General features: G+C 61.0%; 18 protein-coding genes and 1 pseudogene. 8 read left to right on the plus strand and 11 right to left on the minus strand.

Features of this window, described 5'->3' with window-relative positions; translation table 11 throughout:
• The first annotated feature begins 11 nt into the window (after positions 1 to 11).
• Positions 12 to 938 carry a LysR family transcriptional regulator gene (locus tag NKJ35_RS15255; RefSeq protein WP_352648098.1) on the plus strand — a complete coding sequence of 309 codons (927 nt, stop codon included), beginning with the start codon at positions 12 to 14 and terminating at the stop codon, positions 936 to 938.
• Here NKJ35_RS15255 and NKJ35_RS15260 read toward each other — a convergent pair.
• Together NKJ35_RS15260 and NKJ35_RS15265 are read right to left on the minus strand one after the other, a co-directional pair.
• Positions 935 to 2,182 (minus strand): type II toxin-antitoxin system HipA family toxin, encoded by a 1,248-nt coding sequence (locus tag NKJ35_RS15260; protein ID WP_352648099.1) that lies wholly within the window; start codon positions 2,180 to 2,182, stop codon positions 935 to 937. The genes NKJ35_RS15255 and NKJ35_RS15260 overlap by 4 nt on opposite strands.
• On the minus strand, positions 2,175 to 2,510 hold the full coding sequence (locus tag NKJ35_RS15265) for a helix-turn-helix domain-containing protein (protein WP_352648100.1): 336 nt from the start codon (positions 2,508 to 2,510) through the stop codon (positions 2,175 to 2,177). The genes NKJ35_RS15260 and NKJ35_RS15265 overlap by 8 nt, the downstream gene beginning before the upstream one ends.
• 873 nt (positions 2,511 to 3,383) lie before the next feature.
• Between NKJ35_RS15265 and NKJ35_RS15270 the strand changes: the two genes are divergently transcribed.
• From NKJ35_RS15270 to NKJ35_RS15290, 4 genes are all read left to right on the plus strand, one after another.
• The gene (locus NKJ35_RS15270; protein WP_352648101.1) at positions 3,384 to 3,968 is read left to right on the plus strand and encodes an OsmC family protein; all 585 of its coding nucleotides are present in this window, start codon (positions 3,384 to 3,386) and stop codon (positions 3,966 to 3,968) included.
• 101 nt (positions 3,969 to 4,069) lie between these two features.
• Positions 4,070 to 5,296 carry an NAD(P)-binding domain-containing protein gene (locus NKJ35_RS15275; protein ID WP_352648102.1) on the plus strand — a complete coding sequence of 409 codons (1,227 nt, stop codon included), beginning with the start codon at positions 4,070 to 4,072 and terminating at the stop codon, positions 5,294 to 5,296.
• Positions 5,297 to 5,674: 378 nt separating this feature from the next.
• Entirely contained in the window at positions 5,675 to 5,905 is a 231-nt protein-coding gene (locus NKJ35_RS15285; protein ID WP_352648104.1) for an alpha/beta fold hydrolase, read from the plus strand.
• Positions 5,902 to 6,504: an alpha/beta fold hydrolase gene (locus NKJ35_RS15290; protein WP_352648106.1), complete on the plus strand. Its 603-nt coding sequence runs from the start codon at positions 5,902 to 5,904 to the stop codon at positions 6,502 to 6,504. Before NKJ35_RS15285 ends, NKJ35_RS15290 begins: the two co-directional genes overlap by 4 nt.
• Before the next feature lie 62 nt (positions 6,505 to 6,566).
• Here the strand turns inward: NKJ35_RS15290 and NKJ35_RS15295 are convergent, their stop codons facing one another.
• From NKJ35_RS15295 to NKJ35_RS15305, 3 genes are all read right to left on the minus strand, one after another.
• Entirely contained in the window at positions 6,567 to 11,288 is a 4,722-nt protein-coding gene (locus NKJ35_RS15295) for an alpha/beta fold hydrolase (protein WP_352648108.1), read from the minus strand.
• A 204-nt stretch (positions 11,289 to 11,492) separates the two neighbouring features.
• Positions 11,493 to 12,986 carry a cysteine synthase A gene (gene cysK / locus NKJ35_RS15300; protein ID WP_352648111.1) on the minus strand — a complete coding sequence of 498 codons (1,494 nt, stop codon included), beginning with the start codon at positions 12,984 to 12,986 and terminating at the stop codon, positions 11,493 to 11,495.
• A gap of 120 nt (positions 12,987 to 13,106) precedes the next feature.
• On the minus strand, positions 13,107 to 14,381 hold the full coding sequence (locus NKJ35_RS15305; protein ID WP_352648114.1) for an MFS transporter: 1,275 nt from the start codon (positions 14,379 to 14,381) through the stop codon (positions 13,107 to 13,109).
• 404 nt (positions 14,382 to 14,785) lie between these two features.
• Here NKJ35_RS15305 and NKJ35_RS15310 point away from each other — a divergent pair, with 404 nt between their 5' ends.
• Positions 14,786 to 17,335 (plus strand): caspase family protein, encoded by a 2,550-nt coding sequence (locus NKJ35_RS15310; protein WP_352648116.1) that lies wholly within the window; start codon positions 14,786 to 14,788, stop codon positions 17,333 to 17,335.
• 555 nt (positions 17,336 to 17,890) lie between these two features.
• Here the strand turns inward: NKJ35_RS15310 and NKJ35_RS15315 are convergent.
• The gene (locus tag NKJ35_RS15315; RefSeq protein WP_352648119.1) at positions 17,891 to 18,565 is read right to left on the minus strand and encodes a protein-L-isoaspartate(D-aspartate) O-methyltransferase; all 675 of its coding nucleotides are present in this window, start codon (positions 18,563 to 18,565) and stop codon (positions 17,891 to 17,893) included.
• A 465-nt stretch (positions 18,566 to 19,030) separates the two neighbouring features.
• On the opposite strand from NKJ35_RS15315, the pseudogene NKJ35_RS15320 reads away from it, so the two are divergent.
• Together NKJ35_RS15320 and NKJ35_RS15325 are read left to right on the plus strand one after the other, a co-directional pair.
• A pseudogene (locus NKJ35_RS15320) lies at positions 19,031 to 19,373 on the plus strand (XRE family transcriptional regulator).
• 283 nt (positions 19,374 to 19,656) lie between these two features.
• Positions 19,657 to 19,959: a hypothetical protein gene (locus NKJ35_RS15325; protein WP_352648121.1), complete on the plus strand. Its 303-nt coding sequence runs from the start codon at positions 19,657 to 19,659 to the stop codon at positions 19,957 to 19,959.
• A 706-nt stretch (positions 19,960 to 20,665) separates the two neighbouring features.
• On the opposite strand, the gene NKJ35_RS15330 is transcribed toward NKJ35_RS15325, so the two are convergent.
• From NKJ35_RS15330 to NKJ35_RS15350, 5 genes are all read right to left on the minus strand, one after another.
• Positions 20,666 to 20,857, minus strand: coding sequence for a hypothetical protein (locus NKJ35_RS15330; RefSeq protein WP_352648123.1), 192 nt, complete (start codon positions 20,855 to 20,857; stop codon positions 20,666 to 20,668).
• Positions 20,858 to 21,547: 690 nt separating this feature from the next.
• Positions 21,548 to 21,829 carry a hypothetical protein gene (locus NKJ35_RS15335; protein WP_352648126.1) on the minus strand — a complete coding sequence of 94 codons (282 nt, stop codon included), beginning with the start codon at positions 21,827 to 21,829 and terminating at the stop codon, positions 21,548 to 21,550.
• A gap of 103 nt (positions 21,830 to 21,932) precedes the next feature.
• A complete protein-coding gene (locus NKJ35_RS15340) occupies positions 21,933 to 22,232 on the minus strand; it encodes a PilZ domain-containing protein (RefSeq protein ID WP_352648128.1) in 300 nt (99 codons plus the stop codon).
• A gap of 108 nt (positions 22,233 to 22,340) precedes the next feature.
• Entirely contained in the window at positions 22,341 to 22,490 is a 150-nt protein-coding gene (locus tag NKJ35_RS15345; RefSeq protein ID WP_352479186.1) for a hypothetical protein, read from the minus strand.
• A 1,113-nt stretch (positions 22,491 to 23,603) separates the two neighbouring features.
• Positions 23,604 to 23,888 carry a DUF982 domain-containing protein gene (locus tag NKJ35_RS15350; RefSeq protein ID WP_352648130.1) on the minus strand — a complete coding sequence of 95 codons (285 nt, stop codon included), beginning with the start codon at positions 23,886 to 23,888 and terminating at the stop codon, positions 23,604 to 23,606.
• Positions 23,889 to 24,770 lie beyond the last annotated feature (882 nt).

Raw genomic sequence — 24,770 nt, forward strand, 5'->3', positions numbered from 1 at the left:
GTTCAAGCGCCATGACGCGGAACGGGAACGCCATCCAGTTGCTGACATACGCCTTTGCGGCGATGGATCATGGCAGCCTGCGTCAGGCGGCGAGAGTCCTGAGGGTCCAGGAATCCTCGGTCAGTCGCAACGTCGTCAAGCTCGAACAGCTTCTGGAAATGCAGCTCTTCGAACGCAATGTGCGCGGCGTTCGTTTGACCGAGACCGGCCGAACCTGGATCGAAATTGTGCGCGCTCACTACGAGGGGCTGCTGGAGGCCTTCGCTGAGCGGGTCCGCGATAACAACGATGCCAAGACGCTGCGCATTGGATTGTGCTGGGTGACGGGAGGTGAGTTCCTTAAGCGCCTCATCGATCGTTTCGGCGAGAAGTACCCAGACGTCAGCCTGACCATTGAAGATGTCCCATCCGGGCAGTGCCTGGCAGCCATACGCCGCAGGCACTTCGACATCGTGTTCACGCACGATATTGGCGCCGCTAGATTCTGCAGCAGCGAAGTGTTTTGGCAAGAACGTCTCTTCGTGCTCCTGCCGTCGTCTCATTGCCTTGTCGAGAAGCCCTTCCTCACCTGGGCTGACCTTGCCGATATGTGCCTGCTCGTTCCGGTCGGATTGGAAGGACCGCCGTTGAATCTGTGCTTGCTCGAACGCATCACGGCCGACGGCGGCCCGGCCCTTCAAACATGTCGCGCCAACCAGGCCACCGTCATCTTTCAGGTGCAGCTGGGGCAAGGCGTCACTTTGGCCGAGGCGAGTTATGCCAGGACCGCTTCCATCGATTCCGCCCGGTGGAAACCGCTTGGCGGGAAAAACAGCGTCAGCCCGATCAGGGGCGTTTGGCTCGAATCGAATCCAAAGCGGGCTGTCCTGCGCCTGGTCGGGCTCGCCAGGAACATGGCTGCAGCAAGTCGAAGGCCGGGACGCGCGCCGCGCGCCTAGAGCGCCAGAGCCCTTTTGAGATCGTCATGCTCGAAAGCGCTCGCCATCCGGTTGATCTCCGCCGGTCGCGCCCCCACGGCCTTGGCAACATCGCGCCAGGTCGACGTCACCACGGCGACCTCCTTGATGATCGTTCGCGCCTGCGGGAGCGTCAGCGCGAAGAACCCGGCGGCGGTCTCCAGAAGATCAAGCGAACACGTCCCTTCATCGAGATCGATGTTGGTCGTCAGAACCCGCGGCTTGAGATCCGTCGGGACCGGATTGAGATCGTAGGCAGGCGATAGCGACCATCCTGCCTTTCCCAGCCAAAGGAAGCCGTGATTGCGCAGGTGGTCGTCGACGTTGGAAATCAGCACGTTGAAGGCGACACGGCGATAGAGGGCATGCGCGTCGGTCTTTCCTTGCGCGCCATGTTGGGTGAGCGCATCGACCATCTCAGGGTAGCTGCCGCGCTCGCCGTCCCGGGCACCCATCATCTCCATGGCGGACAGGAATGGAACGCGGATCGCGGCTTCACGGTCGAAACGCGTCGAGAGCATCACAGGCTTGCCGGCAACTTCGATCAGTTCGTGTCGTGGCGTGGCGATGCCTGCCTGGCCAGCCAGGCGTAACGCGATCTCCTCCCAGGTCTCAATGCTGTAGTCGTCCGTCTCTTTTGGAAACTTGGCGATCGCGAGGTGGCCATGTTGGTCAATAACCGAGGCCTTCGGCCGCGCTCCGCCTAGGGAAGAACCTGGTGCGAAGATCATTTGCAGATCTTCGTCGGTCTCCTCATCGCGTAGAATTCGCTCGGTGATTTGCAGCAGCCGGCCGAGTTCGATGAGGGCAGGGACCCCGTCACGGATCGGCGCCAGGTATAGCTCGGTGCCGACCAACCGGAAGCGGAGCGCGCCAAGTCGTGTCTGATCCGCCACGCCGAGAAGATAATCGCTCTCGGTGAGAGAGCGAACGGCACGTTTCTCACGTTCAGCGAGACGCCGCTCGGCGCGCTGCATGAGGCGTCGCCCCCAGGTATCAGGCGCCGAGTCGCCGATTGAGCCAAACGTAGCCAGCCCGGCAGGCGGAGCAAAGGCGCCACGGGTGAGAGCCAGAGCCGGCTCCAGGGAAAACCGGTCCGGGTCGTCGAGCCATGCAGCGTCATACTCGAAGAGGATCGTTTCCGCACCGCGGACCCGATTGCTTCTCGCCAGGCCGACAGGGCGGGTGTGGCCGCCAAGATCGATATGGACCTCAAAGTCAGCCATCGCGAGACGTCCTGGCCGGCCGCCTGAGGTGCGTGTGCTTTGGTAGATCGGCGCTCGCCAGCGTCTGACCGACGGTGTCGTTGGCGATATCAGCGATCTGGCTCAGGCCATCGAGCAGGCCGAGCGCCTGAAGAACGCCGGCATATATGCCGATGCTGACATTCGTGTCGCCAGCTTCGACCCGTTGCAATGTCGAGCGCGAGGTGAAGGCCCGCTCGGCCACCACCGCCATTGGAAGCCGCCGCCGCCGCCGCGCGTCATGGATATCCGCTCCCAGCTTGCGCAGGGCGCGTCTGACGGCGGCTGGCGGGTTGTGGGGAGTGGGCATTTTGATACCTTCGCGCTACAAATTACGTCAATATGTAGCACGAAGACTACAATTTTCCAATCAGGTTCAAAAACAACTTACCAGTGCGAGGCGGGAGCAATTCCAGCACGTGCGCCGTGATTGTGCGCTCGCTTGAATTGCGTTCTGGCCAAATACAGGGCGGTGTTCGTGTGATCGCGTCGGGCAGCAACTGACGAGAGATATCCGCGGGGCATGGGCGCGCTCATCATCCATTGGAAAGACATTTGCGGTGGATCAAAGCCGGACTCGTCGTCGTGACGCCTAAGATGGCAAGCGGAGCCCCTGTCGACGATCAGCGCAATGCCCGTCGCCAGCCGGCCGAGGATGCTTTCGCCGCCGTCGCGATCTCCGGATTGAGGCCGCGCGACGACCGCCGCGCATTTGCTGTCGTCGACAGGAGACCGATCTGCACTCCCGCCGCGACAGGTCTCGTATTCTCTTCCCGGGATCGGGGCGATTTAAGGTGGCCCGCATACGTGTGGATCTTCGCAATGTGGGCAAGCACCTCAGCCTTGGTTGGTGCGAACGATGACTGCCCAGTCGGTTGAGGACGGGCGGGCCTCTATCCCAAATGAACGAGACATGGTCTGATCTCCTGCGGTTTCGGTTGGCACGCCTTCTCGGCGCTTGCGGGTGATCGCAGCTTTGCGGGGAAACAAGCGTTTGAAGGCCCGTCGTTTCGCTGGATTGCGGATCTGGCGCTGTTCACGACTGGCTGTGCAAAAAACCTCTCGATTTCCCACTGTCGTTCCCACTGCACATCAAACGCTGACGGCCGAGGTTTAGCCGTCCGGGGCGATCCCGGTCGCGCAACATCCGAACTCAGGAGTGAATGACATGCAGGACGATACAATGGTCATGGAAAAGGCTTCCATGAAGAAGGCGCCGCGGGAGCCGAGGAACGGCGTTGACACGCCCACCCTTCTGGCCACCATAAACGCCGTCGCGGGCCAGCCGGAGCTTGCCAAGTTCCAGTTCCGTGCCAAAAGCCGGTGGATTGCGGGCACCCACAGCAGCAGCACGATGACCAACTTCTTTGGAGCCGGCGCCGAGCAGTCCCACGCGATGGCCTACCAGGCTGATAGCGACCATCCAGCGGTCCTGTGCGGCGCCGACAACGGCCCGACGCCGGTCGAATATCTTCTCCACGCGCTTGCTTCATGCCTTACAGCCGGTATTGCGAACATTGCGGCCGTGCGTGGGGTGACGCTTCATCAGGTGGAAGCGACAGTGGAAGGCGACATCGACCTTCGCGGCATCCTCGGCATCTCGAATGAAGTCCGCAACGGCTATCAGGGCATCCGTGTCTCCTTCAAAATCAAGGGCGATGCTCCTGCCGAGAAGCTCGAGGAGATCGTAATGCAGTCGCGTGCCCGTTCCGCGGTGTTCGACGTACTGACCAACGGCGTGCCGATCTCGGTTGCCGTGAAAGGCTGATCTCTGATCGAAGCAACATCGCCGGCTTCGTCCAGGAAAGGATGGCGCCGGCGATCTGGTGCCCCGCTATATAAGGTGCAGATTCCATGCAGCGCACAGACGTGGCCGTCATCGGCGCCGGACAGGCGGGTCTCGCCATGAGCCATTGTCTGAGCGAAAGCGGCATCGACCATGTCGTGCTGGAGCGCGGCCGGATCGCTGAGCGCTGGCGCAGTGAAAGGTGGGATTCCCTTCGCCTGCTCACGCCCAACTGGATGACGCGCCTGCCCGGCGGCAGCTATCGCGGTGCCGACCCCGATGGCTTCATGACAACGGCCGAGACCGTCGCATTCCTGGAGAATTACGCGCGCTCGACAACTTCACCGATAGAGGGCGGCGTGGAGGTGCTCTCGACCGAAAGGATCGACAGAGGCTTCCGGCTGCTGACCAATCGCGGCCAATGGAGTGTGCGTGCGATCGTGGTCGCGACCGGATACAGCGATAGGCCACGCATTCCGTCAATAGCGAGGCAGATCTCCCCCCGTATCAGGCAGATCGTGCCGCGGGGCTATCGCAATCCTCAGCAACTGCCTCAGGGTGGCGTTCTCGTGGCCGGGGCCTCGGCGACCGGCATACAACTTGCGGAAGAGATCAATCGCTCCGGGCGCCCGGTGACCCTGTCGGTCGGCAGTCATACACGCCTACCGAGGCTTTACCGCGGGCACGACATCATGTGGTGGCTCGACCGGCTGGGAATGCTTGCCAAGCCCGTCGCTGAAGTTCCGGATCTTGATGCAGCAAGACGGCAGCCCTCGTTACAGCTGATAGGCACACCCGAACGCAGGACGCTCGACCTTGCCGGTCTCGAGGGGCAAGGCGTTCGTCTTGTCGGTCGAGCGGCTGCTGCTGGCGATACACGCATTCGGTTCGACGGCGATCTCGCTGACACGACCACGGCGGCGGAACGCAGGCTGAGGCGGGTGCTGGCCAAGATAGACCGCGCGGCCGCGAGCGAGGGCCGCTGCCCAATCGATCCGCTTCCCATTCCGAACCTGATTCTGAGCGCCGAGGCGACCGAAATCGACCTCATCGACCAGGGTATCGGGACCATCATGTGGGCCACCGGCTATCGCCGGGAATACCCATGGCTGAAGCTGGATGTTTTCGACGCCCAGGGCGAAATCCTGAACGATGGCGGCGTCTGTCCGTACCCGGGACTTTACGTGCTCGGCCTCAATTTCATGCGTCATCGAAGCTCCAGCTTCCTTGACGGTGTCGGCCGCGATGCCGAGGCGCTGACGGCGCACCTGGCAATGTTTCTCGCTGCTCCGCACCGAGCCGCGGCCTGACCGCCCAATACAACGGTGGCGCGGCAAAAATCCACGCTGCCTTCAACGATGAGGCACACGGCCGACCCCGACAAAGGTCCCCACTGGCGCCGCAGTCAGCGGCCCGCAACCAATGGAGAAAACAATGAGTGCAATGGTAAATCCATCCGGGCCCCTCACCACAACGCGAGGTTTGCGCGGGGCCGGCGGAACAATGTTGGCCGCAGTCTGGCGTTTCATTCGCATCCACGGGGATCGTCGGCAGCTTTACGAGTTGCCAGACTACATCTTGCGCGACGTCGGCGTCACCCGCTTAGAAATCAACTCGATCACCTCGTTTGGCAGGCGTGATACCAGCCGTCGGATGCGTCCTTCGAAGGAGGAGGAGGGCGGGGCTCGGTGACCGCCGCATCGACGTTCAATGTCTTGCATGAGGCGTGCAACGCACCGCTTGTAATCGCCCTGCACTGTTCGGGCGGCAGCGGACGACAATGGCGCGCATTGTTGGAGCGGCTCGACGACACGTTCCGGTTCAGCGCACCCGATCTGATCGGCGCGCCGGGCGGCGGAACCTGGACTGGTTCCGCCGCTTTCCGTTTGGCTGACGAAGCCGCTGCCATCATAGAATGATCGATCGCCATGAGGGACTTGTGCATCTTGTTGGCCATTCCTATGGCGGTGGATTGGCGCTGCATATAGCTGCGAAGCGTCCACATCGAATAGCCAGCCTCTCGCTTTATGAGCCCTCTGCCTTTCACCTGCTGCGCGAGCTGGAATCGGAGGGGCACGAGGCATTGGGTGAGATCTTGGGGATCACAGGCGCCGTTCAAGACGGCCTGATCAACGGCCGTTACCAGACCGCGACAGCTCGTTTTATCGACTATTGGGGTGGGGACGGCGCATTCGCTGCGATGAAGCCGGAACTGCAGGTGGCGCTTGTGCGGTTTCTGCCGAAGGCCAGCCTGGACTTCCAGGCATTGATCCATGAATCGACGCCAGCAAGCGAATATGCCCGGTTTGGCTTTCCGGTCCTGGTATTGCGTGGCGAATTTGCGCCAGTTCCAACGCAGCTCATCGCCCGGGAACTCGTTTCCCGTGTTCCGACTGCGATCGGGGCGATTGTTCCTGGCGCCGGACATATGGGGCCGCTGACCCACGCAAATCTGGTGGCGGATCGTTTGGTCCGTGGGATATTGTTGCACAACACCGCACGATCGCGAGCCGCGTGACCGCGACTTGCTTGCCCTAAGGGCAGCGCAAACCTTCGAAGCAGATCCTTGGGTGCGGGGGATCACACCGTAGCGGCTATGCGATCGCGCGCGATTTTTCCGGCCGGGACCTCTGTGTCGGAAAAATCCTCGCGCATCTGCATTTCTGAGTAGAGCCTGCCCGCTTCCGCGAGAGCGGCATCCGCGCTAGCGATTTTACCGCGACGCTTCGCGAGGCCGAGAGCCAACAAGGAGCGGGCAAGCTCCGGCCGCAATTCAACCCGCCTGGCAAGATTGCAGGCCTGTTCGAGCCAGCTCATGGCTGATCTGGGAGGTTTCAGCTCGGCAATACCGCGCAGTACGATGATCTCGCTCCACGGATCGCCACGTCCCCGTGCAAGCTCGAGCGCATGGCCCAGATTGGCCGCAGCTTCTGGCTCACACAGGCGCGCACGCACGCATGCGAGCACCGCGCGCGCGTGACATTCGAACTGGGCAAGATCGAGCCGCTCAGCCTCGGTCACCGCCATTTGCAAGGTGGCGCCCGCGTCGTAGTTGCGGCCGAGCAGGAATTCCGCGTGCCCAAGCATCGTCAACAGCCATGGCCGCAGAAGGATTGATGCGCTGGTCGCAGCTTCGGAGGACCACAACTGCAACGCCTCGACAAGCTCCGGCTCGGGCCCGCGCAGGACACCCACCACACCGGTGAAATAGGCGGCAGCGCAGCTGTCGATCGGGCGCGCCACTTCGGCGGCGACCTTCTGGAGTTCGGCAAGCGAACGCTCCGCATCGTCGAAACGGCCAAGGCGCGCTTCGGCCTGCGCGCGATGCCCCAGGTACCAAACCGCTCGCGCACCGAGCTGTCCGAAACGCTCCAGACGCCAAGCTTTGGTGAACCTCTCCTCATGCGGAACAAGCCGCTCGAGCACCTGCCGCGCCTCGCTGCGGATCAGAAGCGCCTGTGAGGCGGCCAGATCCGACTCGCTTATGCAGCGCTGCACGCCATTTGCCGTGGCGCCGCGCTTGAGTGTGTCGGCCGGTTCCAGCGCCTCCTCGTAGCGGCCATGGGAGCTGTTGAGATAGCTCAAATGGAGCAGCACCTCGGAGATGAGTTGCGGATCGCCCAGTTCCATGGCCAGTTCGCGCGCTTCCAACAGCTGCGGCAGCGCCTTCCGATAGGCACCCAGGGCGCCGTAGGCAGGCCGCATCCGCACCCGCAGGGCTATTGCTTGGGCGAGAGTTTTCGGATTTCGGGGCAACGCGGCGACCGCCTTGCGGGCGCGTTCTAGGAACTGGACGGCGGCGGAATAGGCCGAGCGTTCCTCAGCCCGACCCGCCGCTTGCAGCAGATAGTCCGCGGCAGGTTCCCACGCCTCGGCACGAAGCGCGTGCTCCGCTATTTCCTCGACGTGATGGTTCAGCGATCCGGCATAGAGCGTGTCCATCGCAAGCAGTGCACCCCGATGCAGCTTTTTTCGGTCCTCCGCCAGCAGGGATTCGTAGGCCACCTTGAGCGTCAAGGCGTGCTTGAACGTATATTCCACGTTAGGATAGCTCTGGACCTCGAACAGGAATTCCAGACTCTGCAGTTTGGCCAGGCATGATTCCAGTTCGGCATCCGGCAGCGGCGAGAGCGCGCTCAGCAGCGGATATGGAACATTCTTACCGATAACCGAAGCGACTTGGAGTACCTGCCTTTCCGAGTCACCCAGCTGCTGGATACGTGCGGCGATGAGCGACTGAACCGTCGAGGGGATGGTGATGGAGTCCACCGGCGTCTTGAGCTCGTAGCGGCCCGAATGGCCGACAAGTGCACCGTCCGCAACCAGTCCGCGCACCATTTCTTCCAGAAAGAGCGGTGTGCCCTCGGCCCGCTCGGCAAGTGTTTTCCGCAGTTCACCCAGGCTGGGATCGGATCCCAGTAATTCGGTAAGGAACTGGTCCATTTCGTCCCGCGCGAACCGCTCCAGCCTCATCTGCTGAAAATAGCCGCGGCGGTTCCATTCATGCCGGTACTGCGGCCTATAGGTGGCGAGAAGCATGATGCGGTTGGCGCCCATCACTTCGACCAGCCTGTTGACCACGGCCTCGCTCTCAGCATCGATCCAGTGCAGATCCTCTATAAGCATGGCGACGGGCGAGGCTCGGCTCAAAGCAACCAGAAAAGCGCTCATCGCCTCGGATACCCGTGAGGTCCGCTCCCGCGCATCGAGATGCCGCCACGCAGAATCGTTGACCGGCAGGTCCGCGAGGAATGAAAGCGGCGCCGCATGACGTGGATCCAGGTCCAGTTCCGCCTGCTTAAGGGCAAACAGGCGCTGGGCGTCCGCCAAGCCGTCCTCGCCGCGAATGCCACAAGCCGAGAGCAACAGCTTCTTTACAGTGCCCAGAGCGACCGATGAATCAAACTCCAGACCGCCGCATTCAAGGACAGTAAAACCAGCAACCTCGTCGAGGGAGAGAAATTCGTGGGCAAGTCTCGACTTGCCCATGCCGGGATCGGCGACGATGCCAATGATCTGGCCGTGGCCCTCCCTGACCCGGCGCCAAGTTGCAAGAAGCATTTTGAGCTCAAGCTCGCGCGCCACCAATCCGGTAAGGCCGCGGTTGGCCCTCAGGTGCCAGCGCGACAGAGCGTGGTTCTCGCCCAACAGTTCGTAAATACGTTCGTCACGGCCAAGTTGCGGATGCTCCGAATGCGCTAAGCGGTGCATCTGCACATAGCCTCCGGCGGCTGCGCGCGCCCGGGCCGTTGCGGCGATCGTCGCACGGTGCAAGGCACGCATCAGCCGGTTGGCTGCACGCGGCGCGGCGCCGGCCAGTTCAACCTTGCTGCCTTCGCTCGTCCATTGTTGCCGCACGATGACCTCGCCGGTGTCCATTCCGGCCCTCAACCGGGTGCCGCCGTGGGAGAGCTCCTCCACGGCTAGCTTAGCCGCGAGCGCGGCGCGGCACGCAAGATACGCGTGATCCTCTGTGGCGCGAGCAAGGCCGAATGCTGCCGTGATTGTCCCGTCAGCAGACGATGTGATGGTACCGCCATGGCTCTCCACGACCTGTATCAAGCGATCCTCGAGGGGCTGGAATTCGCGGATCGCCACCTCCGGATCTTCTGTTTCGAGGAGATGCATGGGACTGACCACTTCCGCGGCAAGCACGGTTATGTACTGCCGAGAGCGGTTGATTCCCAAGGACGCCGGAGGACCCGCGAGTTGCTGCGTCTGTTCGGGGTCCGCAAGAAAACGACGCGTTTCATCCACAAAGGTTGCGAACGCCGGTTCGTGACCAAGCAGCACGTGATTGGCGCTATCGAGCGCCACGAAACGCGCGCCGGGGATTTTCCCAGCCATTGCCTGACCATGATCGAACGGAATGACGGCATCCCCAATGGCATGCATCACCAGGGTCGGAACGCGAACTCGGGGCAACAGGTCGTCCACATCGATGACGGCGCCTTCCTCGAAGATTCGATGGGCAATCTCCGGCGAGACGGTACTGCGTTGCAGCTCATTGTACCAATTCTTCTGTTCCGGCGTTGCTTCCGGAATGAAGAGGGAGGTGAACATCTGGCGGAATACCGGGTCGTCTTGGCCCCAGCCCTCCTGTATCAGCGCTCCCATGGCTTCGCGACGCGCTATTTCGCGCTGATTGCCTCGTTTGCGCCAGCCCTTGGTAAATCCGCCATACAGCACCATTCCCGCCACGCGCTCAGGATGCCTTACGGCATAGGCGATCGAGACGGCACACCCTTGGGAAATGCCAAGCAGGGATACGCGGCGCAGACCAGCGGCATCGATGATGCTCTCCAAGTCGGCGACCATGGCATCAAAGGAAAGGTCGGCGGGATACCGGTCTGATAGGCCGTTGCCGCGCTGGTCGTAGCGTATCAGCTGGTAGTGCGCGGAGAGGCCCTCGATCCAATGCTTCCACACCGGACTGTCCCATTCGAGCTCGAGATGGGACATCCAGTGGGCGGCCCTCACCAAAGGGGGACCTTGACCACTCAATGCGTAGGCCAGGCGCGCGCCGTCGGGTGTCGTGCACCGGCGGATCTCCTGCGCAAGCACCACTTCCGGCGGAGAAGCAAGCTGCATCTCCGGCGTAGGCAGAACCTGCGTCGAAGTGACGGTCTCACCCGCGGGAGCGATCTGAGTGTCCGTTCTCGTGGCGCTGCTTTGGACCATGGCGGACTGCCGTGCAGCCTCGCTTAGACGGCGGATGTCGGCTCGAAGTGCGCCGTCCTCGGGCTCCAGCGCCTGCAGGTCATGCGCGTACGGAAGCGCCCGAGCAGGGTCATCATCCGCCAGCCGGTCGACGAGCACGCGAAGGATGCGCAGACGCGTCACGTGTAGTTCGTCGGCAGTCGCAATGCGCCAGGCCTCGAATTCCGGACAGCGCGGCAATGAAAGGTCATCCAGGAAACGTCCGCGAAACGCTCGGGCGAGGGCCTCCAGTTGCTCCCGTTCAAGGGCCTCTATGTCGCGAGCGCCGAGGCCCCGGAGAGGCGCGATGTCCAGCGTCATTTGGCTGGTGTTCAGGCGAACTGCGTTGCGGTCGGCTTGCAGGATCTCGCCCCGCCCGAGGTCGACGACCTGCCGTATCTTGGAGAGACTCCAGCGAAGAGCGCCGCGAGGATCGTCCGGTACCTCCCAGAACATTTCGCAAAGGCGCTCGCGCCGCTGCGGGCGCTCGACAAGCGCAAGATAGGCCAGCAGCGCCCGCGTCTTTTTCGAACGCGGCAAGGAAACGACCTCGCCATGGCGAAGGACGGTCAGATCTCCGAGGAGGCGAATTTCGAGCGACACTTTGCCGATCCCAGTGCGCCTGCTAAATTAGCGGTAGATTGTATCAAGTTCGTGCCGCTGCCGAAACCGTTCGTTTCAGAAACGCGAGCGATCTGACTTGCTCCTCGCTTCGGGGAGGTCGGCACGGAAAAGTCTACATGAAGCCGAGCCGGAAGCGGATGGCGTCCGTGTTGGCTCGTTCTGGGTTGGTAGCGACGATGCGTCTCACGCCGCCGCGCGCATCCATCGGGGCAGCAGGCTGTCGGGATTTGCACATGCGCCGGGTGTGTAGTTTGCGCCAATAGACTCCAGCCGGGCGCCGAGCGTGCCGTCTCGCCATGCTGCAAGTGTATCCAGGCAGCCACCGAGATGCTCGCCGCCGACAAAGACCTGCGGAATTGTAGGCGAGCCAATCCGGGCTCTCAGGGCCTTTCGGATTTCTCCGTCCAGGCCGATCTTCTGGAATTCCGGGGTATCGATGTCGATGGACTTGTAGGCGATTCCGGCACGATCGAAGAGCTTTCTTACCGTCCAGCAGAATTCGCACCATGTCAGAGCGAACATGACTACCGGGTGCTCCAAATCATTGATCGCCTCATCAATAAACTCATGCGCCGACGGATCGATTTGGATGTCGTTCGCGGGCGCCGATGACAGCGCGAAGGATGGCGGCCGGTCGAAGCGGTAGCCGGGTGTAGAGTGAGAGATCGCCTCCTCGGCCTCCGACATTTCGTCGCTGATATGATCGAACAGGATCGTGCTGAGATACCGCTCGCCTGTGTCAGGCAACATGCAGAGCACGCTCTGGTCCGGGCCGGCGCGCCGAGCGATTTCCAGTGCCCCGCTCAAGGTTGCTCCGCCGGAGATGCCCGCCAATATTCCTTCTTCCTTCGCAAGCCGGCGTGCGACTTCTAGGGCGCTGGCACCGGAAACGGGCAGGATCTCGTCCACAAGGTTGTCGGCCATGGCATTGCCTACAATTTGCGGAATGAAATCTGGGCTCCACCCCTGCATCGGGTGTGGCCGGAAGCGGGTGTGCGCTCGTGTCGGCAGTCCGTGGTCGTCAAAGCTTTGGGGAATGCCGCTCGACAGCAGTGCCGAATTATCGGGCTCGCACACGATGATTCGCGTTTGCGGCCGCTCGCGCTTGAGCACTCGCGCCACACCGGCAAGAGTTCCGCCGGTCCCTGTGCCGGTGACCCAGTAATCGAGTGGACGGTCCTGAAAAGCCGCGAGAATTTCGAGCGCTGTCGTGCGGGCATGAATATCGGCGTTGACGGGCGTCTCGAATTGCCGGCAGAGGAACCAGCCGTGCGTTTCGGCCAGCTCGATCGCCTTGGCCAGCATGCCGCTGCCACGCTCGACGGCAGGTGTCAACACGACCTTGGCACCGAAGAAACGCATGAGCTTGCGGCGTTCGAGGCTGGCGTTTTCCGGCATGACGATAACAAGAGGATAGCGTTTCGTGGCGCAAACCATGGCGAGCCCAATGCCTGTGTTGCCACTCGTCGCCTCGATCACGGTCTGGCCAGGTCGAAGTAATCCAGAACGCTCCGCTTGTTGGATGACGGCGGCGGCAAAACGGTCCTTGACCGATCCGCCAGGATTGAACGCTTCGATCTTGGCATAGAGCGAGGCGGCGCCGTTGTTTATGCGCGAAAGGCGCACGACCGGCGTGTCACCGATCGTGTCGAGAATGCTGTCGTGGATTGGGCTCATCTCAGTTGGTCCTTGTTTAGCGACGGCGGCATTCCGTCCCTTTGATCTCTGAATTGGCAGGAAAGCCGAGGTTTGCAGCGTTTGACCCAACGTGGAATTCAGCGATTCCAACGCTTGAAATCAGTGGCCCACTGCAGGATCTGGAAGTCCGCCGCCGCATGGGGCCAGCGCTCTCGCACCGAACGACGCCAATACAGCCAGCACGGCCAGATTGGCTGCGCCCGCGGCAGATGCAATTAGGAAAGCGGGCCTATAGCTGCCGAAGTGGTCATAGACGAAGCCGCCGAAATAGCCGGCCATGCCCATGCCTACCCAGGCGATCAGCATGACAGTGCCGAGTGACTGGCCAAAGCGTTCGGCTGGCACAAACTGGCGTACGCAGAGGATCAGGCAGGTCATGTTTCCAGCAAAACCAAAACCGAAGACTGCCGACAGCACCAAGAGGCTCAGCTGCTGGTCTAGCGCGGGAAAAATCGCAACGCATGCGGTCTGAATGAAAGATGCCAGTGCATAGGCAGCAAGGTTGCCTGCCCGGTCGGCGAGGAGCCCGAATGCGATCCGCCCGGCGGCGCCGAACAGCATCGCGATCAACAGGCTGAGCGATCCGACATCCGAAGATCCGCACACGGCCGTGACGAAGCTCGTGAGGTGCATCAGCGGGACCCCCATGCAGGCGCAGCAGAGAAAGGCTGCCGCAGACAGGAGCGCCACGGGAGAAATCCGGCCACCTTGGAAAGCTGGCTCTGTTGAAAAACGCACGGGGACGGGAAGAACGTCGCCGAGGGGCGGCCTTTGAACCGCAGGCAGAAGGATCGCCAGCGCAGCCATTGTCGCCGCCGCCATCACCGCATATGCGAAGCGCCAGCCGACGCCATCAATCAAGGCATTCGCGGCGTACGGCAGTATGCCTTGACCTAGGGCTCCTCCTGCTGTGACGGTCCCCACCGCGAGGCCCCGGCGGCGGTCGAACCAGAGCCCGGTTACCGCAAGTACCGGCGCATAAAGACAGGCAAAGCCGAGCCCGCCCAGCGCGAAATTGGCGGCATAGATCTGCCAGAGCGAAGTAGCGAAGGACATCGCGGCAAGCGCTATCACCATACCTGCCGAGCCGATGAACAGCAGGTTTCTGGTATTCAGGCGATCGGACAACCGGCCCCAGAACAGCCCGCCCAAGGCCATGCCGACGCTTGACAGCGTGTAGGCAAGGCTAATATCGGCTCGCGACCAGCCAAACTCCGCCTCAAGCGGCCTGATAAAAACGGATGTCAGCGCTAGGCTACCAAATCCGAACGCCATGGCAGTCGTAGCACCGGCCGCAGCCAACAGGCCGCGCAGCCGCATTGTGTTACCCCGAACCTCGCTGTTTCCAGCCGGTGGTGATTGACGATTCGACATGTTTCTGCCCTCAGAACATCTTCGAAGCTGTCATCGTCCAGCGGTATGGAAGCAGGCGTGTGCATCAGCGTAGAAACTCCGGACCCGGCCGTGGAAACGGCCCACTTTGGACCTGCAATCTACCCGACAGGAGGGGCTGATACCGAGATCAGGCCTAATCGAGATTGGTAAATCCCCAGAACCAGACGAGGCGGGCAGTGATCGGATAGCCGGCGCCGTCTGACAGACGTTGCAGATATGCGGTCTCTGATGTAATTTAGCACTTGATCAAGTGAGAAATATGCCCGCTGCCGCGACGGCTTTTCTCCCTTTTTTGTCCCGGCAGATTGCATGCTCTCTAACGGACCTGGCTACCCCATGCGGTGTTCTTGTGGTCGCGAGGTAACAGCGTTTATGGGGTTGCCATGCTCCGACTTTGCGCAATCGTCGCAGCCTTCCTCCTTGCGAGCTTCACGACTTTTGACGCTTGCGCCGACCGAAGGGTCGCTTTTGTCATCGGCAATTCGGACTACCGACAATTCCCCGCGCTCAAGAACCCGGTCAAGGATGCCGAGGACGTGTCGAAAACATTTCGACTGGCAGGATTCGAGGTCTTCGTCGCAAGCGATCTGACGAAGCTGCAATTCGAAGAACAGTTCCGCAACTATCTTGCCGCCGTTGACGGCGCCGACCTGGCGGTCGTCTACTATTCCGGCCACGGTTTTCAGATCGGCGGCGAAAACTTCCTGATCCCGGTCGATGCCTCCTTGAAGGAGGCGGCGGACATCGAGGTCCAGGCCATCAAGCTCAACGATGTGCTGGGACAATTGCGTTCGAAATCGAAGATCCAGGTGATCATCCTTGATGCCTGCCGCAACAATCCGTTTCCGCGCAAGAACTACTGGCTGAGAGACCAGCTCATTGCCACCGGTAACGCCGGGCTCGCCCAGGTCAGAAGCTCGCTGAACACACTGATTGCATTTGCCACCGAACCCGGGGCGGCGGCGTATGACGGGGCCGGCGAACTCAGCCCGTTTTCGGCGGCGTTTTCCCGTCGCGCGCTAGCGCCTAACCAGGAAATCCGCACCGTAATGGCGGCGGTACGCCGCGATGTGGTGGAAGCTACAAACGGCCTCCAAGTTCCCTGGGAGAACTCATCACTGATTGACGAAGTCGTGCTGATGCGCCGCAGCAGTCGCCCCGCACTGCCGCCGGTGCTGGAGAAGGTCGTGCTGTCGGGGGTTGGACCCGTCGGCTTGGGTCTGCCCGAACCGGTAGACATCGACGGCGGCACGATCACCCTGAGCATTGAAAGACCGCCTGCCCTGGGGCGACTGATGCTGGACGGCAACCCAGTCGAGGTGGGCGTGCCGATTCAGGGCAAGGACCTCCCGCGCTTGCAGATGGACGTTCCCAAGGGTGTCGCTGCGCAGGAAGAGGTGGATATGCTGGCCTATGCCACGCATGACAATTGGGGCGGTCAAACCCAGGGCATTCTGGTGTTTCGGGTCAAGAGCGGCGAAGGCCCACAGGGTAAACAGATCATGGCCTCGCTCGAGGCCGAGCAGAAGCAGAAGGTATTGCAGCGTGGCATTCATATCACCGGTGCGGCAGAAGCGATCGAAAACCGCGACATCGATGTTCCCATGGGCGTCGGTCCGGTCTCCCTGAAGCTTGACTTCCCGACCGAAGATCCCGCTGTCACGCTGAAAGTTTCGAAATATCCGACAACGGGAACGCTCTCGCTGCCCGATCGAACCCTATCGCCCCAGTCGAGCCTGATGGCCGCAGAGGTCGATCGACTGCGCTACGAGCCACAGATCGGCGCCGAAGCCACGGTCGAGGTCGGCTTCGAGATTCGGGCGGCCAGCAGCTCTTCAAAGCCAGCCACGATGAAACTCTCGCCGATAGTCGATCCGTGCGATACGGCTGCCGGCGAACCTCTGGACCTGCAAGGCGTCGTCCCCGGCCTGCTGCCGAACGAAATTGGCGCCAGCGCGGTAGAGCTTTGCGAGACCGCCGTGAAGGCTTATCCCAACGTTGCGCGCTTCCGCTATGAACTGGGGCGCGCGCTCCTTGCGGCAGGCAAGGTCGATGAGGGCAGGACAGCCATCGAGCAAGCCGCCAAGAAGGGACACGTACGTGCCGTGTTCGAGCTAGGCTACATGTATGCGACCGGAACCGGATTGGCCGTCGACCGCGCACAGGCCAACGCGCTTTACGCCGCGGCGTCCGACAAGGGGGATCCCTACGGCATGACGTCCTGGGGTCGCGCCTTGTTCAATGGGTATGGCGTCAAGCCCGACACGGCCAAGGGGTTGGACCTGCTTCTCAAGGCAGCGGCGATGGGGCATACCTATGCAATGAACGATCTGGCTGCGATCTTCACCGAGGGCCGCAACGGCGTGGCCGCTGACCTAGCCCGCGCCGTTGCGTTCCTGCAAGCCGGCGTGCAGCGGCAGGATATGTATTCTATGAACCTGCTCGGCCGCAATTACTTGTCTGGGCAAGGCGTTGAGAAGGATCCGAAGACGGCGCTGGCGCTGTTTCAGCAGGCAATCGATCTCGGCCAGCCCTATGCGCCCGGCAGCCTCGCACGCATGTATCGGGACGGTGTCGGTGTGGAACGGAGCCTCGCGGAAGCGCAGCGATTGTTCGAAATAGGGATCGCTCGGGGTGACCCGTTCGCAGCTTACGATCGCGCGGCTCTCGAAATGCAAAAAGGCGAAAAGGCCGATCAGGGTCTTGTCGTGCGCTTCCTTGCGTTTGCGGCTGCGCTCGATGTGCGCAAGGAACTGCCGGACGCCCAAAGAGCGCTGGCAAAGTTCGGTCCGAAGCCAAAGACAGCGGCCTTGAAGCAGCTGCGCCAGGAACTGAAATCGAATTTTCCCGGGTCGGGTTCACTGGACACGCAACTGGTTAACGCGGCCAGACGGGCTTGGGAAGAAGCCAATCCACGTCGGGACTTGTTTTGACTGAGGAGGAGGCAATGGCAGGCAGAGTATTGAAACAGGCAATACTTGGAACGGCGTTATCCGGCATCATGGTAGGCCTCATGGGTTGCACCTCCCTGGTCCCCACGGTTGAACCGACGCCGCTGGTCGCCACGCCCGCGCCAAAGGTTCTTCGCAGGGTTCCCCCGCCAAAGGTCGTCCGCAGGGTTGCTCCGTCAAAAGTCGTCAAGCCTGCTCCCAGGAGGGCCGCCAAGAAAGTGATCATACCGGTTGAGGAGGAGCCTGTTCCTGCGCCTGTGGTCATTCCTCCTTCGGGCGGGGGCTCCGGGAGCGGCGGGAGCGGCGGGAGCGGCGGGAGCGGCGGGAGCGGCGGCGGGGGAGGCGGCTGGGGAGGATGATCAGCTCAAGTTTTGAGGGCCAAGAAGGATCGCAGAGCCCAGAAGACAAGCTGCCTTGTGTTTGGAAAATCTGCGACGGGTTGTTTCTCCCGTTCACCAAGGACGAAAGAAACGCGAAGGCTGGCATCTGATTGAGGGTCGGAAAAGCGCGGCGCGCCAGTTGTCGCACATCACTAGACTAGGCGGTCTCGAGCCGGCTGAACCGAACCGGAATGAGTTTCCGGGTCTCGAGTTGCCCTGCCGCATCCTTGTCGATGACAGTCAGAAACTGTGCTTCTTTAGATCCCAAAGGCAGTACCAGCCGTCCCCCCGGCTTGAGTTGCGTCAGAAAAGTCGGCGGTGTCTGCTCAGCCGCCGCCGTGACCAGGATTTTGTCGAATGGGGCGTGCTCGGGCCAGCCGCGAGACCCGTCTCCGACACGAATGCCGACATTGGATAAGCCGAGGTCATGCAGGAGAGCCTCCGCACGGCTTGCGAATTCCTCGATGATTTCTACGCTCCAAACTTGCCCGGCGAGTCCCGCGAGGATTGCGGTTTGGTAGCCCAGGCCGGTGCCGATCTCGAGCACCGCCTCGTGCGGTTGGGGAGCAAGAAGATCGGTCATGAGGGCGACGATGAACGGCTGCGAGACGGTTTTATCGAAGCCGATCGGCAGCGGCATGTCCTGGTAGGCGTAAGGTGCAACCGAAGCTGGCACGAAGAGATGCCGCGGCAATCGCCGCATCGCTGCCATCACCCGTTCATCGAGCGCCGCCTTGCCGAGTTCTTCGCTTGCAAGGTCGGCATGGATTGCAATCATCTCGACCATGTGCCTGCGTAGGATGGCCAGGTGCACTTCGTTCATAGGCTTCATGACGGTGGGACTTTCCTCAACCAGCTTGCTGCCAGAGAGCCTTATATCCTGTTCGTCACAGTAGCGCCCGCTATCGTTTCCAATACGGGTGTCCAGGGCAGGGGTGGGTGACCGTCTTGGCAGTCTATCGCTGGCGCCTCGAGATTGTGGCGCCACGTCGCCATAGCGGTGTGTCCCATGTGCGGGATCTCGCGCATCTCGCCAGCATCGACCGGACGGCCAGTCGCCGGAGCCGTGGACCTACCGGCCGCCGGCCGCCTTAAATTCGAGTTGGGCGTCAGTGGCCTCATCCTCGGTCGAGACGCGGGCATTTTGATGAGGCGTCAACGACGTCCCATCAGCCGACCGAGGCTTGTAGTCCGTTGCACAATGCCATTTTGTGCACAAGAAATGTGTTTGTGAATATGGCAAGGGAGACAGGATGACCCAAGCTTGAAGGTTCCAGTTCAGAACGAACCGCTGGTGATGTCCAATAGGATGGGCTGGGAAGATCGCTGTCGCGCAGGTTGCGGATGGACTCGGTATGTCCAAAGGTCAGCTTGCCGAAACGGCGGGTCTTGCGCGGGAAACCCTCTAAAGGGTCGAGCGTAGCCGTGTTGCCAAGACTCCAGGTCGCCTTCGTGAATGCTTGAGATCATCAGCAGGGTGGCCGACTCCGCTGGAGGCAAGGAGCAGGCGATGGCCTGATCACCGGGCTCGGCCAATACCGGCATTCGGCGTGCGGACGGCGGAAGCTCTGGTTAAGCAAGACAAGGCCAGCGCGGCACGCGACTACCTTAATCATGTCGCCGTTGGTGGCTTTGCCTGAGGTCGCCGGCGACTGGGGGCTGCGGCAGGCCGGCGGTGTCAGGGCAGGGGCAGTCTCCATCACGCCGCCTTCGCGACCGTGCCTTGCGCCGAATCTAGCGCCTCTCGGCTACCAAACCCATCACAATCGATAACAGGGAAATGATCGATAGCGATCGACGAGCCAGAGCCATTTCACGCGAGAATGGTACGGCTAGCGCGAGGCTCAAGAGGGTCCCCTTCGCCCGCGGCCAAACTGCCCGACGGCTAGGCCGGCATCACCGAAAACGATGAGATGTAGGCGAGTGCAGAATGCATTGTTTAATCGATTGACTCGCGGAATGCACCGGCAGTTAATCTCCCGGGAGGCAAAAGAGGCCACGGACTGGGAGCAAACCATGACTGGGCAAAAAGAAGAGGACTATCGAACCAACAGAGCCGACTATGCCATTGCTGCGATGCATAGCCGAGCGACCGCTGAAGGCGATCGCCACGATTCACTGGCAAGAAGAAAGTCGCTGTGGATAAAAGATCGGCGATCTGCAAACTTGGCTGCAAACCCGTCGGAAAGCTCGCCAGAACCGAAGGCTAAACCGCGCGGTTATTGAATCGGCGCCAGCCACTTCGTCCTACTATCGTCAAGCGCGCCCCTACGGGGGCGGCGCTTTGCAGAGCATAGCGGCCGAAATGGAAATCGGCGGATCGGGTCTCATTAGGATCGTGCTGGCGAGTGGCTGGAAACTAAGGCCTAGCTGCCAAGGCGCGAGATGGCGCAAACTGATGGGGACGCTAGACGCGTCCCTCGCGCAAAGGTCGGTTTGGAGAAGTGTCGGGAATGGCAGATCCTGGCGAGACCGAGTCGGTTGGCACATGGGCTGGGCTTATACCCTGGTCGAGCGTCCTATGTGTCAATCAGTTGGAACGTTGCCATTCGTCTCATCGATGGGACGAGCAAGTAGCGGCCGAGCCGCCATTCGTTTACTGGCTAGGAACGACCTCTTCCGGACCTACAGCGGTCGTTGAACTGGACGCAGCCGCTTTGCCAACTGCCACCTGCCGGCCAATCGCCGCCACGCCGGCGTCCGTTTCGCCACAGTTGGCACGAAGGTCCGGTCGTGGCGCTCTTTGCTCCCCCGTGGCAGACACATTTGACCGCTAGGGGACCTGGGCAGTATTCAAAGCGACCTCCCCAAAATCACTGCTTGTTCTCCGCTAGTGCTGTAGGTGTTTCAACGCGATGCCCTCAAACATACATGCAGGTCTTGTCAGATTGCGGACGTCTAACTTACACACGAGAAGCCGATCTCTATCCTTCTACATCGTCGAACGAAGAACAGCCTGCATGTGCTCTGCCAGGTCGAGTTCGCCGCGCGCGTCGATCTTTAAAAGATATCGGGCCTTGGCCCGGCGATCACCTTCACTCACCGCAGCATAGGCGCATACAGACAGAAGCGTCCTTTCCTCAGCCCGGTTGGCTCTGTCGTGGTCGCACTTACTGCCGCCCATTTGCATTGCCTTGCCAAGCGCCGCGTACGTTGCTTGTGCGCTTTGATCAGCGCCCGCAGATCGCGGGATAGTTCACGGTCCCGGCGTCGCGGCTCTGTGACGAGAGCCGTTGCCGCAACCGTAGAGGCGATAACGGCGCCGCCGGCGTTGAAAAGCAAGGCGCGGCGATCGATCCTGGACATGGTGAACTCTCCTTCTTCACTTGATGGCAGGCTGCCAGATCGGCGTCTTAACACCAGCCGGGCGCGTTCTCACGGTAGCACGACTGTCGGCGCGTTCATGTCAGGATATTGCGCGGATCGGTATCTCGAGAACCTGTTGTTTCCCCGCATCGCCGCCAAAGAACGGATCCATTCCCGAAAAACTGTACAATTTGGGAGATTGCCTGCCGTGTAAGCGGTGTTCTCAGGCCAGGCCTTGAACCTTGGGGGGCGGATGTAGGCCTAGGTGTGGCGATTATCATTGGATGGAGATTAGTGAGGAAACTGAATTCGCCTACGACGCACGTCGCTGAAGCCATCGGCCGCATGGACGACGATCGGTTCCTGGCCGAGCACCAGGCCGCGCACGATGAACCGTGCTCGCCGTCTGTCGACAGGTTGCGCCGTGCTTGAGCGCGAGTGGTGGCGCCGGTGGCCGGTGGGGCACGACGAATGAAACGCCGGCCCAGTTCAACCCGCGCGACGCCCTTCAAAGCTGGGAGGATCGACCTTTACCCAAGCGTTCTGCGGCCTCGACCGCGGTTCGTATCCTGCTGCGCAGCTCGAGATTCTCGGCCAGCATTTCTTCAGTGCGTTGAAGCGCGAGCTCGGTCCGGTGAATGCGCTGCCTGGCAATGGCAACTTCCGATGTCAAAATATCGGCCGCTATCCCGTGGTCGTGGGGTTCCATAGTGTCCATCAGTTCCGGCTTGCTCGATGCAAGAGGACACCAGAGCCGCGAACGCGGCTTCAAGGGCGCTGTGTAGTTCACGTCCCCGTCCGGGTTATCCTCGGAGAGAATGGCCGGGCGACTTGTGCTGTTTGGGACATGCAAAATTCATGGCGAGTGTCAGAAAAGGTTCGTCTTGCCGTGGTCAACCGTAGTGAAGTTTCGGTTTGGGCTCGGTGCCGGTGAATTTGACGCCGATGCGGTCGTTGCGACGCCAACGAACTTCCGATCTATAGGCAACTCCATCGACCGACACGTAGAGCAAGAAGCGATCGGGAACCCGAGCGACCTTCAGCTCGGCGCCCCCCTCATGCTGATTGCGCAAGGTGCAGCTGATCTCGGAATTCTGGATCCCGGTGATGATCGTCCCGCCCTTTAGCACACGTGGGCGGCGCTCGCGCCGATGCTCGTCGGAATTCTGATCAAGTGGATTGGCGTTTGCCATCGATAAAATGCCAGATCTGCCGAAATTCGCCCTTAAGTATAAAACACCGAACACAGACGCACAGCAATGGGCGATCATGTTGCTCAGGTATGTGGGTCTAGGACATGCTCAGGTAATATCTAGCAAAGGTTCCGCGTTGCCGACGTGTCGATCAGCACGGTTTCCAAGCTTCTGGTCGACGCCGGCCCCGTAGCCGTCGAACTCCACCTCCTGAATCCAAGCATCGCCGTGGGGCGGCTTCTCGATCAGGGTCGGCATCAAGGCTCAATGAACTCTAGCCGGCCGGTGCTGGCGTGCGGTGCCAGACGCATCGACCATTCCGGGGCGCCTTAAGCTTCTACACAGCGGAATTGCCGCCACGTACTTCATTCGCATGTATCATTACATTAGATCTAGCTCATATACTCACAGTCAAGCGAGCACTCCCAAAGGCTCGCTGGTCAGGCCCAGCGGTCTACCCTCACCGCAAGCCGCTGGGCCGCTAGAACGAGCGCAACGGATGGCGCCGACTTCATGACGAGGATTAAAATCGGGGTCAATTGAATGTGTACGTTTGCTGCAAATGTTCCGGGCCGGAGCCCTTGCTCGTTCGAGGGTTCGAATGCTGGAGATGCAGGCGTGGCCAAGAAGCCGTCTATTGCCGGTTTAGCCAAAGACTTGTCTAATGTTGCGCTCACATTCAATTGTCCGAATTGCTCGCATCCGGCGGTAAGGAAAGGCTCTGCACTAAGAACGATTGCGCACTTCAGATGCCACGGGTGCAACGCCAAGGTGCGGATCACTTATCAGCAGAAGCTAGCAATCTTCGAAAAGCACAGGCTATCGGCCGCCCGAGGCGCGCTGCGACAACTCAACTCTGCTTTGCGGTAAGCCTAGCGGCTTCGCCCAACGGTCATGTGCGGCACGGCGCTGTCACCCCAATCTGATCCCAAAAGTCCAGCCGCGAGGCGTTGCGTAGACCCTCTTCGCCGCGCAGTGCTTACGCGGCCAATCAGTCCCGGCTTGATCCCTTGAGTGGCTAATCTAACGTATGCGCACTGTGGTAGTCGGCAAGAAGTCTGGCCGTTGCAAACCGGGATGGACGCGAGCGGGCTCGCCGGACTTGCAGCTAGGGGGCAGCTCGAGGACTGTTTGTGCCCCGGTCGGAATCATTGCGGCCCATCGTATTCCGTGGGAGTGCATCTTTTCGCAGAGCTGGCGGAAGCACTTCCGAGCTATGGGCAGGTCTCCCGGCTTTGACCGCGTTATTTGGAAGAACACCGCCCTCGAGCGCTGCCGCATTCTCCAGGGAACGTCGACGCCGCGGAAGGCGTCGGCATAGCGATGCCGGCGAAGCCTGCCTGCAGTCCAGGTGCCGAGAGCGGTATGAGCTCACACCACGTCTCTAACAACCGCATCTAATTTCGTTAGGCCTACGCTCGAAGGCCTTTGCGTAAAAAGTCCCTGTTCGATTGCGGCCGCCTTGAAGGCATCGATCGCAGCTTGTTGGTTGCAATGACCGGCCAAGCATTCCCTGATCATTCGGACGGCTTCGAGCCGCCGCGGTTTGGCCACGTATGGCCATGGCTGTTCAAGCGCTTTCGCAGCGTCGGATATTGATGCAACCACCATTGGCTTGCAATTCAGGTAAATTGTAATCGGAATGAACGCCGGCATTTTCTCACTCGCCAGGATTGAACGGGGCTAAACGCGAAGAGAAGGCGGAGGTTGCATGCCGCGATTTAAGTCCCGCTACACGATGCAATTGAGACTGAACAGGCCTTCTCGGGGCAATGCTAAACTCAAAATAACGCCCGTTAGCGGGTCGCCGAATTCTGAAGCGAACAAATCTCCGACAGGCTCCATGGCGCGGTTTACGAACCATCGGCACGATGATCTCCGTGGGCAGGCCATAAATCGGAATCACGGCGGCTCTGAAACGTTCCACGGTGGTGCTGCCGGGCTATCCGTTTCGGGCCTAGCTTCGAGGAGCTCGCCCTCGTGCTTTTGCCCCTCAAAATGCGAGATGCGAGACGTCGCCATCCAAGGGCGAGGGTCGACGTGTCGTCGGTGCAGAGCCGTTGAAGTACGCGTTGGCACAAACCTAGGTCGGCGGGGTCAAGGCTGGTTTGAACGGCGCAACGTCCCTGAACCCCGCATCAGCGCCACCCTTAGCGCGGCTGAAGTCGATTTAATGTTTCCTGCGAAATTTGAGTCAACGGGGCGTACGACTTGATTGATAAGCCTGCGTGCCGGCCACATCCGAAGCATTTTCCGTACGGGTGGTTTGACGGCGATACGACCCGCGATGACCTTGTCCCTTGTCTCCAACCTCGATTGGTAGATGGACCTCAGATGATGAGCCTAAGTCTAGGCAATGGTCCGTGCGCACCTCGCAAGCCCGACCCCAAGCCCCAGCTTGGTGAAACAGCCTTCGATCGGTCCCGCCGTGCTTCATGTGCGGTGGGCTTTTCATTCCACTAGACTAGCGGGAACAACCGAGCGCCCCGAAGGTTCGGTGCAGGCAGCAAGTTCACTCCTTATGGCTGCAGGATCGGT

The sequence above is a fragment of the Mesorhizobium sp. M0136 genome (genome assembly GCF_040322515.1).
Lineage (GTDB): Bacteria > Pseudomonadota > Alphaproteobacteria > Rhizobiales > Rhizobiaceae > Mesorhizobium.